General features: G+C 75.2%; 9 protein-coding genes, 1 tRNA gene and 1 pseudogene. 2 read left to right on the plus strand and 9 right to left on the minus strand.

Annotated features, from left to right (window positions below):
• Positions 1 to 155: 155 nt before the first annotated feature.
• From ACFQ6N_RS30660 to ACFQ6N_RS30680, 5 genes and pseudogenes are all read right to left on the minus strand, one after another.
• Entirely contained in the window at positions 156 to 1,121 is a 966-nt protein-coding gene (locus ACFQ6N_RS30660; RefSeq protein ID WP_380656009.1) for a hypothetical protein, read from the minus strand.
• Between the two features lie 109 nt (positions 1,122 to 1,230).
• Positions 1,231 to 1,677: a DUF4442 domain-containing protein gene (locus tag ACFQ6N_RS30665; protein ID WP_380656012.1), complete on the minus strand. Its 447-nt coding sequence runs from the start codon at positions 1,675 to 1,677 to the stop codon at positions 1,231 to 1,233.
• 133 nt (positions 1,678 to 1,810) lie between these two features.
• A tRNA-His gene (locus ACFQ6N_RS30670) sits at positions 1,811 to 1,886 on the minus strand.
• Positions 1,887 to 2,096: 210 nt separating this feature from the next.
• Entirely contained in the window at positions 2,097 to 2,699 is a 603-nt protein-coding gene (gene orn / locus ACFQ6N_RS30675; RefSeq protein ID WP_380656013.1) for an oligoribonuclease, read from the minus strand.
• 851 nt (positions 2,700 to 3,550) lie between these two features.
• A pseudogene (locus ACFQ6N_RS30680) lies at positions 3,551 to 4,591 on the minus strand (helix-turn-helix domain-containing protein); the annotation flags it as partial.
• A gap of 965 nt (positions 4,592 to 5,556) precedes the next feature.
• Here ACFQ6N_RS30680 and ACFQ6N_RS30685 point away from each other — a divergent pair.
• Positions 5,557 to 6,357: a GNAT family N-acetyltransferase gene (locus ACFQ6N_RS30685; protein WP_380656015.1), complete on the plus strand. Its 801-nt coding sequence runs from the start codon at positions 5,557 to 5,559 to the stop codon at positions 6,355 to 6,357.
• A 109-nt stretch (positions 6,358 to 6,466) separates the two neighbouring features.
• Here ACFQ6N_RS30685 and ACFQ6N_RS30690 read toward each other — a convergent pair whose 3' ends face one another.
• Complete coding sequence (locus ACFQ6N_RS30690) at positions 6,467 to 7,714, minus strand: HAD family hydrolase (RefSeq protein ID WP_380656017.1); 1,248 nt, start codon at positions 7,712 to 7,714, stop codon at positions 6,467 to 6,469.
• A gap of 1,220 nt (positions 7,715 to 8,934) precedes the next feature.
• Between ACFQ6N_RS30690 and ACFQ6N_RS30695 the strand changes: the two genes are divergently transcribed.
• Entirely contained in the window at positions 8,935 to 9,462 is a 528-nt protein-coding gene (locus ACFQ6N_RS30695; RefSeq protein ID WP_380656053.1) for a universal stress protein, read from the plus strand.
• A 196-nt stretch (positions 9,463 to 9,658) separates the two neighbouring features.
• On the opposite strand, the gene ACFQ6N_RS30700 is transcribed toward ACFQ6N_RS30695, so the two are convergent.
• From ACFQ6N_RS30700 to ACFQ6N_RS30710, 3 genes are all read right to left on the minus strand, one after another.
• The gene (locus tag ACFQ6N_RS30700; protein WP_380656020.1) at positions 9,659 to 10,849 is read right to left on the minus strand and encodes an acyl-CoA dehydrogenase family protein; all 1,191 of its coding nucleotides are present in this window, start codon (positions 10,847 to 10,849) and stop codon (positions 9,659 to 9,661) included.
• A 191-nt stretch (positions 10,850 to 11,040) separates the two neighbouring features.
• Entirely contained in the window at positions 11,041 to 11,991 is a 951-nt protein-coding gene (locus ACFQ6N_RS30705; protein WP_380656056.1) for a hydroxymethylglutaryl-CoA lyase, read from the minus strand.
• Between the two features lie 71 nt (positions 11,992 to 12,062).
• Positions 12,063 to 14,342: an acetyl/propionyl/methylcrotonyl-CoA carboxylase subunit alpha gene (locus ACFQ6N_RS30710; RefSeq protein WP_380656023.1), complete on the minus strand. Its 2,280-nt coding sequence runs from the start codon at positions 14,340 to 14,342 to the stop codon at positions 12,063 to 12,065.
• Positions 14,343 to 14,403 lie beyond the last annotated feature (61 nt).

The raw sequence follows: 14,403 nt of genomic DNA on the forward strand, positions 1-14,403 counted from the left end.
CGCCGGGGCGGGCCGGTGCCCGCGCCCGGCATGCGCTCGGCGCCCGGCCGGCCGCGGCCGGTGTGCCCGCTCGCTGCCCGCCCTTCCGTTCTGCGCCCGCGTAGTCCGCGTTCTGCACCCGCTCAGTGCCCGCGTAGTCCGTGCTCAGCGCCCGCTCAGTGCCCGCGCGGCAGCCCGCGGTGCTTGCACATGGCCGCGCCGGTGAGCAGCAGCCCGGCGGCGATCGGGGCGAGGACGGCGGTCGCGGTGGCGGAGCCGTCGTCCACGGCCGTCACCGTGGCGGTGTCGTCGATGGCGAGCGTCTCCGGTGTCCCGTCGCGGTCCGGCGCGGCGGGGGTGGCGGCATCCGCCCCGTCGGGCCGGTCGGCGGCGGACGCGGGGGCGGGTACGGGCGCCGCCTCCAGGACCTGGGTGGCCTCGGTGGCCTCGCGCTGCCGGGGCACGGCGGGACCGGCGGAGCCGGAGCGGGGCCGGCCGGCGGTGTCCAGGCCGGCCGGCACGCCTTCGCGGGAGGCGCGGGTCTCGGCGGGCCTGGCCTGGGCGGGGTCGGCGTCGAACAGGCCGGAGGCGATCGCGAAGGCGTCGGGGACAGCCGCCCGCTGGCCGGGCAGGGGCAGTCCGCCGGCCCGGATCCGTTCCCGCAGTACGTGGTCGAGCGCCCCGGGGGTCCCGTCGACCGGGACGCCGCCGGTCGGCTCCCCGGCGGGTGTCCGGCCCCGCGCCGGGCCCTGCGCCCGCTCCTGTCCCTGCCCTTGGTCCTGCCCTTGCTCTTGATCCTGTCCCTGTCCCTGCCGCTGTCCGGCGGGACGTTCGGCTGACTGCCCGTCGAGCCCGGGCCCGTCGAGTGCCGGCCCGTCGAGCGCGGGCCCGCCGAGTGCCGGTGCGCCGAGGGCCGGAACGTCGTGCAGGGCGCGGCGGACGGCGGGCTGGGCCGGTTCCCGCAGCGGGTCGGCGGCGGCCGCGTGCGCCCCGGTGGAGCCGAAGCTCCAGAGCTGTGCGAGCAGGGCCCCGCCGGCGGCGACGGCACGGGGCCGGGGGAGCCGGCGGGCGATCCCGCGCCGGGCACCGGTGACGCCGTGGGGGTCGGGTTCCTGGGGCTTGCTCGCGTGATTGGCTCGCACGTGAGTTGAGAACGAGCGGACGGGCGGTGAGGTCACGCCCGCCGTCACGGACAGTCATCGCACGAGTGGCCCCGGGGCGGCGTTCCCGGGGCCACCGACCGTGCGGCGGTCAGGAGTTGGGGCGCAGGGTCCAGGTGACCGTCATCACACCGGTGACGGTGCCGTCGGCCCGGGTGATCTCGACGGTGACCGGCAACTCGGGGCGGCCGCCGGCGTCCAGCTCGGCGACGACCTCGGCGGCCGGGCGGCCGAGCACGGCGGTGGCGGTGACCTCGCCCATGGCGAGCTTCTTGTAGGCGATCTCGGCGTTCACGGCCAGCGGCACGGCCCGGGACAGCTGGGCGCCGAAGGCGGCGAGCACGATGCAGCCGCTGGCGGACTCGGCGAGCGTGAACATCGCGCCGGCGTGGGGGCCGCCGACGTGGTTGTGGTACGCGGGCTGGTCGGGCAGCCGGAGCACGGCCCGCTCCGGGGTGGTCTCCAGGTACTCCAGCTTCAGGGTGTGCGCCATCGGCACGGTGGAGTCGAGCATCTGGCCGATCGTGGGTGTGGTCATGGCGACGATGTTACTAGCCGGTAGCTTCCGGCGGCAGGGGGTCGCCCGGAAATCCCGGACCACCGGGCACAGTTGAAGGAACGCGAAAACGCCCGAGGGGCCGACCTCTTGAAGAGATCGGCCCCTCGGGCTCTGGGGTGAGTGACGGGACTCGAACCCGCGGCCACCTGGACCACAACCAGGTGCTCTACCAACTGAGCTACACCCACCATCTGTCCGGTCCGTTCCCGCTCTCGCGTTCCCGTTCCGACAGGAAGAACTCTACAGGATCCGAGAGGGTGCTCGCGCCAGGGTTTCGTTCCGGCGGACGCGGGCACCCCCACGGGCCCTGCGGCGGGTTCCACGACGGATTCCATGACGGGCCTCCCGGGGGAGGGTGCCGCCGTGCGGGTCCGCCCCGGCCCCGCGGACGTCCCGGATCAGCCGGTCGGGGCCTGGTACTTCCCGGCGATCGCCCGCGCGGTGTCGGCGTCCGGGCCGGGCTGCGGGACGAACACGGCCTCGCGGTAGTACCGCAGTTCGTCGATGCTCTCCCGGATGTCCGCGAGCGCCCGGTGGTTGCCGCCCTTCGGCGGGCTGTTGTAGTACGCCTTCGGGTACCAGCGCCGGGCCAGCTCCTTGATCGAGGAGACGTCCACGATCCGGTAGTGGAGGTGCTTCTCCAGGGCCGGCATGTCCCGGGCCAGGAAGCCGCGGTCGGTGGCCACCGAGTTGCCGCACAGCGGCGTCTTCCCGGCCTCCGGCGCATGCTCGCGCACGTACGCGAGCACCCGCTCCTCGGCCTCGGCCAGGGTCACGCCCTGCTCCAGCTCGTCCAGCAGGCCGGAGGAGGTGTGCATCGCGCGCACCACCTCGGGCATGGTGGCCAGCGCCTCCGCCGGCGGGCGGATGATGACGTCCACACCCTCGCCGAGGATGTTCAGCTCGGAGTCCGTCACCAGTACCGCGACCTCGACCAGGGCGTCCTGGTCGAGGTCGAGGCCGGTCATTTCACAGTCGATCCATACCAAACGGTCATTCACACAACTCACCCTACGGCGCGATCACGCGCCGCGGGCACCGGCGGAGCCGAGCGGGGTGCCGGAGCGCAGGCCTCGGCCTGGTGCTCCTCCGCCCCGTCGTGCGCGCCCCGGCCGTCCGCAGGCTCGCCCTCCCGGCCGCCGCGGACCGCGTGGCCGTCCCGACCGGTACGGACCTCGCGCGCCGCCCGGGTGCCCTCGGCCGCGGGCCGACCGGCCTGGGCACGGACCTGCGGCGCCCGCGCCTGCCGGCCGCGGAGCTCGCCCGCCCCGGGGGCCGGCTGACCGGCCGGAGCCGGCAGCCGTCCGGGGGCCGCGCCGTGGCCGCGCCCGGCCGGGCCCGCCTCGTCCGCGGACCGGTCGACCGTGCTCCGGTGTCCCTGGCCCTGGCCGCGCGCCCCCGGCTGGGGGAGGCCGTCCTCGGCCGCCGCGTGCTCGGCGGTGCGCGACGGACGTCCCGCCCCGGCACCCGGCCCGGCCTGCGGCGGCACCTGCGGAGGCCGCCCCGGACCGCGCCCCGACGCACCCTGCTGCCCGGGGTACGGCTGTTGCGCGGCCTGCTGGTGCGGGTACGGCTGACCGCCCCGGGCGTGGAAGGCCTGGGCGGCCGGCACCGTCCCGGCCTGTCCCGGACCGAACCCGGCCGGCTGGCCGTGCACCCCCGGCTGACCGTGCCCACCGACCGGCACCGGAGCCCCCGGACCGGCCTGGAACGGCGGCGCCGACTGCGCGCCGTGCGGCCCGCCGAACAGCGGACCGCCCGCGCCCGCCGCCGCCCCGGCCGCCGCGTGCGGCAGGGCACCGGGCAGCCGCAGGTCGCCGCCGTGCGCACCGGCCGCCGCGGACTGCTGCCCGGGACGGCGTGCCCGGTAGCTGGTCCGGTACGCGGCCGGGGAGACCCCGAGCTGGCGGCGGAAGTGCCCGCGCAGCGCCACCGGCGAACGGAACCCGCACCGTCGTGCGACGTCGTCCACCGACAGTTCCGAGGTCTCCAGCAGCCGCTGCGCCTGGAGCACCCGCTGGGTGATCAGCCACTGCAGCGGCGCACTGCCGGTGAGCGTGCGGAACCGCCGGTCGAAGGTGCGCCGGCTCATGTACGCGCGAGCCGCCAGCACCTCGACGTCGAACTGCTGGTTGAGGTTCTCCAACGCCCAGGTGACCACCTCGGCCAGCGGGTCGTTGCCGATCTCTTCAGGTAAAGACTGATCGATGTACTGGGCCTGTCCTCCGCCGCCGCGGCGGCTGGGCACCACCAGGCGGCGGGCCAGCGCGTTGGCCGCCTCGGCGCCGTGGTCGCTGCGCACCACGTGCAGGCACAGGTCGATGCCGGCCGCGGTACCGGCCGAGGTGAGCACGTCGCCGTCGTCGACGAACAGCTCGCGCGGGTCGACGTGCACCCGCGGGTAGCGCTTGGCGAGCGTCGGCGCGTACATCCAGTGGGTGGTCGCCGGTCGGCCGTCGAGCAGACCGGCGGCGGCCAGGACGAAGGCACCGGTGCACAGGCCGATGATCCGCGCGCCCTCGTGGTGGGCCTTGCGCAGCGCGGTGATCGCCTCGACCGGCGGCGGCTGGGAGATCGAGCGCCAGGCCGGTACGACGATCGTGCCGGCCCGGGCGAGGGCCTCCAGGCCGTACGGGGCGGAGAGGGTCAGGCCGCCGGTGGTGGCCAGCGGGCCCTCCTCCCCGGCGCAGACCAGCAGGCGGTAGCGCGGCACCCCGGCGTCCTGGCGGTCCACGCCGAAGACCGAGAGCGGGATGGAGCTCTCGAAGATCGGGGCGCCGCCGAAGATCAGCACCGCGACGGTCTCCCGGCGGCGGCGGCCGGACAGCTTGCGCGGGGCGGTGGCCGTCGCCGAGGCGGCGGAACCGTTCGCGCCGGGGCCGCCGTGGCCCAGCGAGCCGTGGCCGGGCGCACCGTGGCCGGGGGCGGTGCCGAGCGCGAGGCCGCCGAGCGGGGCGCCGAGGGCCCCCGAGGTGCCGTTCGGGCCCGGGGCGCCGCCGGGATGGCCGGAGTAGCCGGAGTAGCCGGAATAGCCGGGGTGCTCGGCGCCGTAGGCCGGGGCGTGGCTGACGAGGCCTCGGCTGACGGGCTGCCCGGTCGGCGGCTGTCCGCCGCCGGGGTGTCCACCGGCGGGATGTCCACCGCCGGGATGTCCGCCGGCCGGCGGTTGGCCGCCGTAGGCCGGGCCCCCGTACGTCTGGCCCCCGTGCGGTGCCGCCGCGCCGTGCTCGGCCGGGGTCGCGCCCGGGCCGCCGGCGGGGGAGTGCACTGCGGGATACGAGGAGTGCGAGGCGGCGCCCGGGGTGCCGGGGGCGCCGGAGTTGCGGGTGGTGGCGGCGATCGCGGAGGTGCCAGTGCTTCTCGCGGACCGACCCGCGGTGCCGGCGACCGCCTGGCCGCTGTCAGGACCCGCGTCGCTCCTGCTCACCCTGCTCAAGGCGCTCAAGCCCCCTCGGTGGTGTGGTGTGGGTGGTGCGGCACTGCTGGCCAAGATCGAAATCTATCGGGTGGACCGTTGCCGTTGTGACAAGTTCACCATCCGACGCTATGTCGACATGGCTATTTGGCGTGATGCATTCGATCACGAAGCGTGGCACCCGTCGACCTTTCTGGGAAGAGGGCCGGGGCAACGGTGGCTGGTTGTCGCGGGGCCGTTCCTGGGGCGTCCGGCCCCCGTGCGCCCGATCGGCGGGTCTGGGCTGCGGATTTGCCCAAGCGGGAGGGATCGGCGAGAAATTGACCGAAAATCGGCGGTGCACAAGAGGGCGCACGGGAGCAGGCCGTGCGCCTCCCAGGCTTCATCCGGCCAAGCCTGGTGCGGTGGAACCCGGATCCGGACGCCCGCGTTACGGTCCTGCCGTGAACACCAACAGCCGGCTCGAACGGGCCAACGACAACGCCACCGCCTTCTGGCTCGCCCAAGCCCGTGTGCACGGCTGGGAGTCCCGCACCCGCCCGGGCCTGACCGCGGTCCGCTGCGCCCGTACCCCCGACGACGCGCACCGCATCGTGGTGACCCGCCCCTATGCCGAACCGGCTGTGCTGGAGCAGGAGTTGGCGGCCCTCCTGGACGAGTGGTCGACCATACGCTTCACCCTGGAGGACCCGTACGGCGGGCTGGACCTCACCCGCTTCGGGGCCACCAGACTGCCGATCATGCCCGTGATGGTCCGCGACCCGGGCCCGGTCGAGGGAGCGACGACCGACCTGCCCGCGGTCTCCGAGACGCACGACGGCGAAACCCTGACGGTCGATGAGGCATCGGACGGGGACAGCTTCGCACTGGTCGAACGGACGATAGTGGAGGGGTTCCCGCTCCCCGCCCGCCGGCCCTGGGTCCGTGGTGAAGCCCTCCCGGAGCCGCTGCTGCGCGAACCCGGCTGGCGGGCCTGGCTCGGCCGGGTCGGCGGCACCGTCGCGGGCACCTGCCTCACCTACGACGACGGCCAGGCCACCGGCGTCTACTGGGTGGCCACCCTGCCCGACTGGCGCGGACGGGGCATCGCCAAGGCCGTCCTGCAGACCGCCCTGGTCCACGCGCACCCGGACCGCCCGGCCACCCTGGTCGCCACCTCGGTCGGCGAACCGCTCTACCGCAAGCTCGGGTTCACCGAGCAGGCCCGCACCTGCTGGTGGATCCGGACCTCGGCCGCCGGCTGAACAGCCCGGCTGACCTGCCGACCGGCCTGCGAACCGACTGCCCGGTCGGCGGGCCGGCTGACCTGCCGGCTGACCGGCCGACCGGTGGACGACGGTCGTTGCCGCGCCGCTACTGCCCGGCCGCGAGCGCGGTCGTGGTGACCGGCGGAGCGGTCGCGGCGGCGGCCGTCGGGGAGGCCGCCCGGGCGGCTGCCGGGGAGGCCATCGGGGAGGACATGGGGGAGGTCATCGGGGAGGGCTCCGCAGCGACGACGGTCCGGCCGGGGGCGGCGCCGTCGGCCACGGTGCGCAGGGGCGTCGGACGAACGGGTACCGGGCGCACGACCGGGGCGCGCCTGCGGCCGTCCGTACCCGTTTCCGGCCCGATACCCGCCCGGGCCCCGGAGACCGCCCCCGAGTCCGTGCCGGCGTCGGCGATCACGGCAAACCCGCCGGATCGGTTTCGGACACCGGATCCGGTCCCGGCACCCGACGCGCCGACCGGCACACCGCCCGCCCCGGCGTTCGCGGGAACGGGTGCACTCGGGCCGTCCGGGGCGGCCGTCGCCGGGCGCGCGCCGGGCCGTGTGCCGGACCGCTGCCCCGAGGCCGCGCCGGACCGCGTGCCGGGCGGTGCCGCCGCCTCCGCCCGCGCCCCGACGGTGCCCCGCCGGACCGGTCCGCCGGCCCTGATCCCCGGCCGGGCCGACGGCGCGTTGCACGCGGCGAGCACCTGGCCGACGGCCTCCGGCAGCCCGCCCGCCTTCAGCGTCGGCCGGTAGCCGGGCTCCGCCCACGGCCGGCCGTGGTGCAGCCAGACGCTGCGCAGCCCGGTCAGTTCGGCACCGGCGATGTCGGCGGGCGCGTGGTCCCCGATCATCCAGGTGTGCGCGGCCCAGTCCCCGGTGGGCGCGATGCCGCACCGCTGCGCGGCCATCTCGAAGATCAGCGGGTCCGGTTTGACGCAGTCGGCCTCCTCGGAGATGACCCAGCCGTCGACCAGCGGGCTCAGCCCGGTGCGCCGGATCTTCTCCAACTGCGGCCGGGTGCCGCCGTTGCTGACGATCCCGAGCGTCCACCCGGCCGCCCGCGCGGCCCGCAGCGCATCGATGTGGCGGGTCGGGCAGTGGATGTGGGAGTTGATGCCGCGTCGGTAGTGCGCGAGCAGGAAGTCGGCGGAGGCGTCCAGGCCGTAGCGGCGCCGGATCGCGGACAGTACGGTGCTGCGCGGCACGTAACCGCCGCCGTCGAGGGTGACGAACCAGTCGAGGTCGCCGGGCGGCAGGTCGTGGTCGGACAGGAAGTCCTGCGCCCAGGACCGGAAGGCGGCGTCCCGGGGGAGCAGCGTGTTGTCGAGGTCGAACAGGAGCAGGGGCATGCCGAGCATGGTGCCAGCGCCCGCGCCTATGCACGTGGCAAATGCCAGAGCGCGTCGCGAAGCCGTACGAAGTGGCCGAATCGGCCTCCGGCAGTCGGCGTACGGATCCCGCGCGGGCCGTGTCGGGCCGGGTCGCGGCGGTGCGTCCGGGCGGTGCGTCGGGGCGGTGTGACCGGGTGCCGCCGGGCCGGGTACGGGCGGGCCGCGCGAGGTCGGGAGTGACCGGCGGGGCGTAACGGTTCGCGACGTGTCGCAACTGATCGTCGCCGATCAATGACAGTCCGGTCACGGTGTCCCGGGGGCCTGTTGCGCCGCCCCGTCCGCTCAGTCAAGCTCCATAGAACCTCTTTTCCGGAGGGGGCGCGATCGCCTGCGGGCGGGGCGCACTGCCACGGCGGGCGCATCCTCCTTTCGCGGGAACAACGTCGCTCGGGGGCTTCGCCGCTGGGCTCGGCCCCGTGCCCGTCGTACTCTGAAAGGAACAGGTCACATACGGTGCTGCGCGTCGCAGACCGACGTCATCCCGTGGGCGGGCCTGCTGCCCGGGCAGCGATGTCCTCTCCTGTCGGCCCCTCTCCATCGAAGAGCCGTGAGCCATGGCTGGTTTTGAGCCTCCCCGACCGGTCGAACCGGATACACCCCGCAGCGCGGGTTCAGCGACCGGGGGAGACGGCGTCCGTACGAACCTCGACCCGGCCGACGGGCGTGCTTCCGGCCGCCCCGACGACGGTACGGACGGGCGTGCGGACACCCGTGAGGGCGTTCGCACGAACGGGCACGCGGACGGGCACGCCGACGGGCGCGTGGACGATCACGCCGACGGCCACGCGGACGGGCCTGCCGTCGGGCCCGCCGACGCACCCGTCGGCGCACCCGGTGACGTGTCCCGCACTGCGCACGCCGAGCCGACCGGGCGCGTCCCGCCCGGTCGGACCGAGCCGGTCGGCCGCCGGCGCTCCGGCAGCGAGCGGTCCGGCCATGAGCGGTCCGGCCATGAGCGGCCCGGCAACGACCGGCCCGGCGACGAGCGGACCGGCGACGTCGAGGCGGCCCGGTCAGCCGAGCCCGACCCCGGGAGCGACGGCGCCCAGGGCCTCGGACGCGTCCTGCGCGGCCTCGCCCGGCGCGGCAGCCTGTCCTCCCGCCGTGACCGCCCAGGGCCCCGCCCGCGGCGAGGCGAGCCCCCGGCCGACCCGGCGGGGTCCCCGGTGACGGGCCGCCTGGGTCCGGGTGCCGAACGCCCGGAGGCGGCCTCGGGAGCTGCCGGCGGGTTCGGCGGGTACACCGAGTCGTCGGCACAGGACGCGGCCGCCCCGGCCCTCGACCCGACCTTCCAGCACGGCGTGGTGGTCGGTTTCGACGGTTCGCTGTCGAGCGAGCGCGCCCTCGCCTACGCGGTCGGCATGGCACGTCGTTCGCAGTGCGGCCTGGTGATCGTGCACGTCGCCAACCGGCTGCCCGCGACGGTCTGGGCCGGCTGCGAACCGCCCGTCTTCGTGGACCTCCCCGACCACCGGACCGAGGTCCTCGGCCTGGAGCTCGCCTGCGCGGACTTCCTCGCCGGGGTGCCGTGGATCCTGATCGAGCGCGGCGGGGACATCTGCCACGAGATCGAGGAGGTCGGCCGTGAGTACGCGGCCGACGCGATCGTCGTCGGCACGACGCATGGCCTGCTCGGCAAGATCTTCGGTTCGGTCTCCGGTCGGCTGGCGCGGCGGGCCAACCGTCCGGTGATCGTGATCCCCTGAGGGATCGTCCGCTCGTCTCTGCCCGCGGTGTCCTCCTCCCGCTTCGGACTCCTTCGCCAGGTCCCGCTCCTCAACACCGGTTGAGGAGGGGGACGTTGACCCGGTGGGCTCGACGCGGGACGCGACCGCAGGGGCCGTTCCGTCCACGGTGCCGTCACGGCCGTGCCGTCACCGCGTCGTCGTCACGGCCCTGCCGTCACGAGGTGACGCCGAGCTCCCGGGCGATGAGCATGCGCTGAACCTCCGACGTGCCCTCCCCGATCTCCAGGATCTTGCTGTCGCGCCAGAAGCGGGCGACCGGGAATTCGTTCATGAAGCCGTACCCGCCGTGGATCTGGGTCGCCTCGCGGGCGTTGTCGACGGCAGCCTCGGACGAGTACAGCTTCGCGATCGCGGCCTCCTTCTTGAACGGTTCGCCGTGCAGCATCCGGGAGGCGGCGTCCCGCCAGGCCAGGCGGGAGGTGTGGGCGCGCAGCTCCATGTCGGCAAGCTTGAACTGGATGGCCTGGTTGGCGCCGATGAGCCGGCCGAAGGCCCGGCGCTCGCCGGCGTACTTCACGGATTCGTCGACGCACCCCTGGGACAGGCCGGTGGCCAGGGCGGCGATCGCGATGCGGCCCTCGTCGAGGATCCGCAGGAACTGGGCGTAGCCTCGGCCACGCTCGCCCAGCAGGTTGGCCGCGGGGACGCGGCAGTCGGTAAAGGACAGTTCGCGGGTGTCGGATGCGTTCCACCCGACCTTCGAGTACTTCTTCGAGACCTGGAAGCCGGGGGTCCCGGTGGGCACGATGATGGAGGAGATCTCCCGTGCGGGCGAGCGGAATTCGCCTTCTTCACTCGAACGAGCGATCGGTTCGGTGAGCGCGGTGACGGTGACCAGACCGGTGATGTCGGTGCCGGAGTTGGTGATGAAGCACTTGGTCCCGTTGATGACCCACTCGTCGGTGGCCTCGTCGTACCGCGCGGTGGTGCGGGTGGCCCCGGCGTCCGAGCCGCCCTCCGGCTCGGTGAGGCCGAAGGCGCCGAGGAGTTCGCCCGAGGTCAGCCGGGGCAGCCACTCGCGCTTCTGCTCCTCCGTGCCGAAGCGGTGGATGGGCATCGCGCCGAGCGAGACCGCGGCCTCCAGCGTGATCGCCACCGAGGAGTCGACGCGGGCGAGCTCCTCCAGGACGAGGCCGAGGGCGAGGTAGTCGCCGCCCATGCCGCCGTACTCCTCCGGGAAGGGCAGGCCGAAGAGGCCCATCCGCCCCATCTCGCGGACGATCTCGTAGGGGAACTCCTCCCGCTCGTAGTACCCGCCGATCTTCGGCGCCACCACGTCCTGGGCGAATTCGGCGACGGTGCGCCGCAGTTCCTCGTACTCGCTGCTGAGTCGGTGGTCGAGCATGGTGAACCTCCTGGTGCCCGGCGGGGTCGCCGCGGGCGGGGGCAGGGCGGCCGGCGTCGGTCTGCCGGTCCGACAGTCGTACGGTGCGGTTGTGGGACGAACGCGGTGGCCGAACGTGGGGCGCGACGCCGGCCGGACCGCGCGGGGCGGCACGGCCGACGCGGCCGACGCGGGGCCGGTGCGGGGCGGGGTCAGCCCCGGGCGGAGCCGAGCAGCGCCTGGACGGTGCGGGAGGGGCTCGGGCGGCCCAGGCGCTCGGCCATCCAGCCGCTGGTCGCGACCAGGGCGCGCAGGTCGACGCCGGTCCTGACGCCGAGCCCGTGCAGCATCCAGACCAGGTCCTCGGTGGCCAGGTTGCCGGTGGCGCTCTTCGCGTACGGGCAGCCGCCCAGGCCGCCCGCCGAGGCGTCCACCGTGGCGACGCCCTCGCGCAGTGCGGCCAGGGTGTTGCTGAGCGCCTGGCCGTAGGTGTCGTGGAAGTGCACGGCGAGCCGGTCGGCCGGCACCCCGGCCCGGGCGAAGCCCGTCAGCAGGGCGCCGACCTGGCCCGGGGTGGCCACGCCGATGGTGTCGCCGAGGCTCAGCTCGGAGCAGCCCATCTCCAGCAGTCGCACGCCGTACCGGACCACCTGGGGGACCGGTACGGGGCCTTCCCACGGGTCGCCGAAGCACATCGAGAGGTAGCCGCGGACCGTGATCCCGGCCTCGGCGGCCCGCGTCACGACCGGGCGGAACATCGCCATGGCCTCGTCCGCCGAGCGGTTGAGGTTGCGGCGGGCGAAGGTCTCGGTGGCGCTGGCGAACACCGCGATGTCGCCGGCGCGGTGGGCGAGCGCGCGGTCCAGGCCGCGCTCGTTGGGCACCAGCACCGGCAGCCGCAGGCCGGGGTGGCGCTCCGGCAGGCCGGCGAGCCGGGGCATCAGCTCCTCGGCGTCGGCCAGCTGCGGCACCCATTTCGGGTGGACGAAGCTGGTGGCCTCGACGGTGCGCAGGCCGGCGGCCGCGAGCCGGGCGATGAACTCGGCCTTGACCTCGACCGGCACCAGGGAGCCCTCGTTCTGCAGCCCGTCGCGCGGCCCGACCTCGTGGATCCGGACCTCCTCGGGCAGGCCGGGGGCGCGGACGGGCTCGGGCAGGCCCAGGTCGAGGGCGTCGGGCTCACGGGCGGGGGCGGCGTCGGGGGTGCGGGCGGCGGCGGTGGGGTCGGCGGCGGTCACGACCGCACCTCCGCGGGCTCGGCCGGGGCGTCGGCCGGTTCGGCGGCCTCCTCGACGGGGGTGACCACGACCAGCAGGTCCTCCATCGCGACGGTGGCGCCGGCGGTGGCCCGCAGTTCGGCCACCACGCCGTCGTGCGGTGCGGCGATCACGTGTTCCATCTTCATGGCCTCCAGCACGAGCAGGGGCTGGCCCTTGCGGACCGTCTCGCCCGCCGTGGTCTTGACGACGGTGACGGTGCCGGGCATCGGCGCGGTCAGGGCGCCGTGGTGCGCGGCGGTCCCGGCGGCGCTCTCGACCACCGGGTCGTAGGCGTGCAGCGGCCAGGCGTCGCCCTCGATGCCGAGCCAGGTCACCGGACCGGCGGCGAGGCCGGGGGTGGCGTCGGTGGCCAGCGAGAACGTGGTCCGCAGGCCGTCGAGGGTCAGGTGCAGCCGGTCGCCGGCCAGGGCCGCGCGGGCCCGGTGCGCCGGTCCGCCGTCGAGCCGGAGCTCCACGTCGCGGGCGGGCCCGGCGGAATTGTCAGTGGCATCGGCTACGTTGCCCGCAGTGATCGAACGGATGCGCACCGACACCGGGTCCTGGCCGGGGGTACGGAGTCGGTGGGTGGTCCAGGCGGGGGCGCCGCCCAGGCGCCAGCCGGAGGGAAGGGAGAACGGGTCGGTCCAGTCGCCGGGGGCGGCGGCCGGGGTGAGTGCCAGGTGCCGTGCCAGCGCGGCTGCGTAGTAGAGGAGGTGGGTGGGCGACGGCGGTTCGGCCGCAGCGGCGTCGGTCCCGTTCCCGGGGCGGGCGGGCGTCGTGGGGTCGGCCGGTGCGGTCGCGTTGCCGGGGGAGTACCGCGAGGCGAGCAGGGCCGGCTGCTGCTGGGCGGTCTGCTCCACCAGACCGGTGTCCAGTCGGCCGGCGACGACCTCGGGGTGTGCGAGGAGTCGGCGCAGGAAGCCGGTGTTGGTGGTGACGCCCAGGATGCGGGTGTCGGCCAGTGCGGCGCGCAGGCGGCGCAGCGCGGTCGGGCGGTCGGGCCCGTACGCGATGACCTTGGCGAGCATGGGGTCGTAGGCGCTGGTGACGACGGTTCCGGGCGCGACCCCGGAGTCGACGCGGATGCCCTCGCCCCGGGGCTCGTCCAGGGTGAGGATGCGGCCGCCGGTGGGCAGGAAGTCCCGTTCCGGGTCCTCGGCGCAGATACGGGCCTCGATGGCGTGACCCAGGAAGGAGATGTCGGACTGGGTGAAGGTGAGCGGTTCACCGGCGGCGACGCGCAGCTGCCACTCGACCAGGTCGAGCCGGGCCGAGTCGGCGCCGACGGCGACGGCGAGCTCGGTGACGGGGTGTTCCACCTGGAGACGGGTGTTCATCTCCATGAAGAAGAAGTCCCGCACCCCCTCGGCGGCGGCGGGGGCGGGGGCGTCCGGGTCGATGCCGGGGACGATGAACTCCACGGTGCCGGCCCCGGTGTAGCCGCAGGACTCCGCGGCGCGGACGGCCGCGGCGCCCATCGCGGCGCGGGTCTCGGCATTGAGGAGAACGGAGGGAGCTTCTTCGATCAGTTTCTGGTGGCGGCGCTGGAGGCTGCACTCGCGCTCGCCGAGGTGGACGGTGGTGCCGTGGGCGTCGGCCAGCACCTGCACCTCGATGTGGCGCGGCCGGTCGACCCAGCGCTCCAGCAGCAGGGTGTCGTCACCGAACGCGGTGCGGGCGACGCGGCGGGCGGCGGCGATCTCGGTGGGCAGGTCGGCCCGGTCCCGCACGAGGCGCATGCCCTTGCCGCCGCCGCCGGCGGACGGCTTGAGCAGCACGGGGTAGCCGATCCCGTCGGCGGCGGCGACCAGGTCCTCGTCGGTGGGCGCGGCGGCCTGGCTGCCGGGCACCACCGGGACGCCGGCGGCCCGGACGGCCTCCTTGGCGTTGATCTTGTCGCCCATCAACTCGACCGCACCGGGAGGTGGTCCGATGAAGACGAGGCCCGCGTCGGCGCAGGCGCGGGCGAAGCCGGGGTTCTCGGCGAGGAAGCCGTAGCCGGGGTGGACGGCCTGGGCGCCGGTGCGGCGGGCGGCGGCCAGGATCCGGTCGGCCCGCAGGTAGGTCTCGGCCGCCGAACTGTCGCTGCGGTCGGCCGGGCCGAGCCGGACCGCGACATCCGCTTCGCGGACGTGCGGGGCGTCGGCGTCCGCGTCGCTGAACACGGCGACCGAACGGACGCCGAGCCGCCGCAGGGTGCGGATCACCCGGAGGGCGATCTCGCCGCGGTTGGCGACCAGAACTGTGTCGAACATGGGAGGCGTTCCTCCGGGTCGAGGGGAGCCGTACGAAGGAGGTGGCGGTGGGCAGTCGGGC

The sequence above is a fragment of the Kitasatospora sp. NPDC056446 genome (assembly GCF_042796115.1).
GTDB lineage: Bacteria > Actinomycetota > Actinomycetes > Streptomycetales > Streptomycetaceae > Kitasatospora.

Coding starts and splice junctions, on each gene's coding strand:
- ACFQ6N_RS30710 (WP_380656023.1), bottom strand. CDS start 14,342: ATGTTCGACACAGTTCTGGTCGCCAACCGCGGCGAGATCGCCCTCCGG.
- ACFQ6N_RS30700 (WP_380656020.1), bottom strand. CDS start 10,849: ATGCTCGACCACCGACTCAGCAGCGAGTACGAGGAACTGCGGCGCACC.
- ACFQ6N_RS30665 (WP_380656012.1), bottom strand. CDS start 1,677: ATGACCACACCCACGATCGGCCAGATGCTCGACTCCACCGTGCCGATG.
- ACFQ6N_RS30690 (WP_380656017.1), bottom strand. CDS start 7,714: ATGCCCCTGCTCCTGTTCGACCTCGACAACACGCTGCTCCCCCGGGAC.